At 68.3% G+C, this 2,884-nt stretch carries 4 protein-coding genes; 3 read left to right on the forward strand and 1 reads right to left on the reverse strand.

What is annotated here, in order from left to right:
* Window positions 1-101: 101 nt before the first annotated feature.
* The gene (locus tag ABZU75_RS46055; RefSeq protein ID WP_355569798.1) at window positions 102-665 is read right to left on the reverse strand and encodes an NADPH-dependent FMN reductase; all 564 of its coding nucleotides are present in this window, start codon (window positions 663-665) and stop codon (window positions 102-104) included.
* A 113-nt stretch (window positions 666-778) separates the two neighbouring features.
* On the opposite strand from ABZU75_RS46055, the gene ABZU75_RS46060 reads away from it, so the two are divergent.
* The 3 genes from ABZU75_RS46060 to ABZU75_RS46070 all read left to right on the forward strand — a co-directional run bounded on the left by ABZU75_RS46060 (window position 779) and on the right by ABZU75_RS46070 (window position 2,741).
* Window positions 779-1,414 (forward strand): helix-turn-helix domain-containing protein, encoded by a 636-nt coding sequence (locus ABZU75_RS46060; RefSeq protein ID WP_355569801.1) that lies wholly within the window; start codon window positions 779-781, stop codon window positions 1,412-1,414.
* Between the two features lie 650 nt (window positions 1,415-2,064).
* The gene (locus ABZU75_RS46065) at window positions 2,065-2,556 is read left to right on the forward strand and encodes a flavin reductase family protein (RefSeq protein ID WP_350910964.1); all 492 of its coding nucleotides are present in this window, start codon (window positions 2,065-2,067) and stop codon (window positions 2,554-2,556) included.
* Entirely contained in the window at window positions 2,556-2,741 is a 186-nt protein-coding gene (locus ABZU75_RS46070) for a hypothetical protein (protein ID WP_355569805.1), read from the forward strand. Before ABZU75_RS46065 ends, ABZU75_RS46070 begins: the two co-directional genes overlap by 1 nt.
* The last annotated feature ends 143 nt before the right edge of the window (window positions 2,742-2,884 follow it).

Consider the following 2,884-nt stretch of genomic DNA (forward strand, 5'->3'; position numbering starts at 1 on the left):
CACCGCCGGAACAGCTGTTCCGGCGGTGCGGACGACGGGACACGAACCCTCCCGGCCGAAGTGGACAGGCGTTCCAGAGCCGACGGGGACGGCTGTGTTCCTCAGGCCGCCGCGGCCTGCTCGGCCGCGGCGGCCACCTGCTTCAGCACGGCGGGCAGCCTCTCGGTGATCTCGCTGTCGTCGACCGGGTGAGTCTCGGCGAAGCGGACGATGGAGCCGGGGATCGAAAGCCTGACGTCGTCGAGGACGGTGCCGCCTGCGATGCCGATGGCCTTGCGTGCCTCGTCCTGGGCCCACACGCCGCCGTACTGGCCGTACGCCGTGCCGACGACCGCCACGGGCTTGCCCACGAAGGTGCCGGAGCCCATGGGACGGGAGTACCAGTCGATCGCGTTCTTCAGGACGGCCGGAATCGTGCCGTTGTACTCGGGCGAGAAGAGGAGGAAGGCATCGGCCCGCCGGCCGGCCTCGCGGAGCTTCAGGGCGGCCTCGGGAACGCTGCCCTCGACGTCGATGTCCTCGTTGTAGAACGGGACGTCGGCGAGACCCTCGCAAATCTCGACCTCGACGCCCTCGGGGGCGAGCTTGACGGCCGCTTCGGCGAGCTGCCGATTGTGCGAGGCGGCCCGGAGGCTGCCGACGAGGGCGAGGATGCGGACGGACATGAAAACTCCCATTGGAGGCAAGAACGGTCATTTATGGACAATCGTCCCGAAAGGAGATGTATCACATAAGCGGACTGCGGTCCACTTGTGGCCGAGCGCGCTATGCTGGGCAGATGACCCGACCCCCCGCCCCCACTCAGGTCGCATCGCCCCCGATGCGGGGGCTGCCTCTGGCGGACGAGCGTCATCAGGAGCGTGCCGACGCGGCACGCAACCGGATGCGCCTGCTTGAGGCCGCGTCCCGGCTGGTGGCGGAGCGAGGCGCGGAACACGTGACGATGGAGGCCGTCGCCGTCGCCGCCTCGGTCGGCAAGGGCACGGTCTTCCGTCGTTTCGGCGACCGAGTGGGTCTGATGCGCGCCCTGCTGGACCACGCGGAGCGCGAGTATCAGGAGACGTTTCTGTCCGGCCCCCCTCCGCTCGGGCCCGGTGCACCGGCGGTGGAGCGGCTTGAGGCGTTTGGTGTCGCGACCCTTCGTCATCTGATGAAGTACACCGACCTGTACCTTGAGGCGGAGCAGTGTTCCAAGCGTCGTTACGCCGTTCCGGCTCGTGCAGTCCGCGTCACGCATGTGGCGGTCCTGCTGCGCGAGGCCGGCGTCACCGGCGACATCGAGCTCCTCGCGGAAGCGCTGCTCGGCTACCTGGACACGGCGCTCATCGACTATCTGCGCAGTGAACGCAACCTGTCCGCGGAGCGCCTCGAGGTGGGCTGGGTGGAATTCGTCGCCCGCGTGACGCGCCGGTAGGCCTTGCCCGAGTGTGGCTTTCGCGAGTGCCGGGCCGGCGGCGGCGAAGTGCCTCCAGTGGCGCCGATCGCGCGTTGATCGCACGGCGGGATCAACAAGCCGCAACAGAGATCAGGCCCTCGAGAACGCCCACGGAGACGGCTGTGCTGCCGGGTGGCCGAAAGCCCTGACTTGTCCGCCGAGCCGGGGCGACTCCGGCAGGGGGTGGGCCGAGTGCGCCGACCGGATGCTGATCTACGACGAGCGACACCTCCGATCGGGTGCTCGGCGGGCATGTCGATCACCGTACCGATCCCGCCGTAACGACCACCCGATCACGAAGAACGGGGCAAGCCGTCGTGCCGGTGGAAGACTGGATCGGGCGCTGGGGAGTGATCAACGAGTGTCGTGAGCCGCATACCTCCAGTTCAGGCCATGTGTGATGAGTTTCGAAGCGGTACGGGCGCTGCGCCGTCGTATGTAAAGCAAGCAATTGCTTGACATTTGCACCACCGCCTTTTAAGGTCGAGATGTCCAGGCTGGCTGGTTATGCCACCCGGCTCTGCTCAGCCTCGCTCTGAGCTCGGACGCTCTCGATCGGCTGGTGAACACGGTGAATCGATCACCGATCTGGAAGTGGCGGGATGGTTGCTGTGACTGTTGAGCACTCTGTGTCAGGTGAGTTGTTCCGTTCGGTGTTCCGGCGCCATCCGGCGGGGGTCACCGTGGTGACGCTCGGGTCACCGAGCGGACCTGTGGGGTTCACCGCGACCTCGGTCGTCTCGGTGTCGATGGACCCGCCGCTGCTGTCGTTCGCGATCGCGCAGACCTCATCGAGCCTGGCGGCGCTCTCCAGGGCCGAGAGCGTGCTCATCCACTGGCCGGAGGCCGGGCAGTCGGACCTGGCGACCCGCTTCGCGCGCAGCGCGCAGGAGCGCTTCAGCGACCCGGAGATGTGGACCGCCCTCTCCTCCGGCGAACCGTTGCTACACGGGGTCGCGACCTGGGTGAGGTGCCTGCTCACCGAGCGCGTCCAGGCCGGCGACCACACGATCGTGATCGGCCGGGTGGTGGAGGCCTGTATGAACGGTGGCGGCGACAACGCCCCGCTGGCCTATCTGGACGGCCGCTACCACGAGCTCGTGCCGATCGGCACCCCCTGATGGACCTCGGGCTCGCGGGAGCGCGTGCGGGCATGGGCATCGGGCGGGCGATCGCCCATGGGCCGGCGGCGGAGGGGGCCGGGTTGCTCCCGGTCGCCCGCCGCGGTGACCTACCGGAACATGTCGCCGGCGACATCGCCGCTGAGACCATCCACATCGACGGTGGCATGCACCGCCACGCCTGATCGCAGACCGTGTCCGGTCCGGTGCACGCGAGCGCCCTCCCGGCTCGGGGCGAATTCCAGGGGTCGTCGCAACACGGTGATCAGCTGCTGGCAGGAGAAGCATAAGCGAGACGCTCGGTTGGAGTACCCCCGCCGAGCGCCGC

This window comes from Streptosporangium sp. NPDC005286 (assembly GCF_040607515.1).
GTDB lineage: Bacteria > Actinomycetota > Actinomycetes > Streptosporangiales > Streptosporangiaceae > Streptosporangium.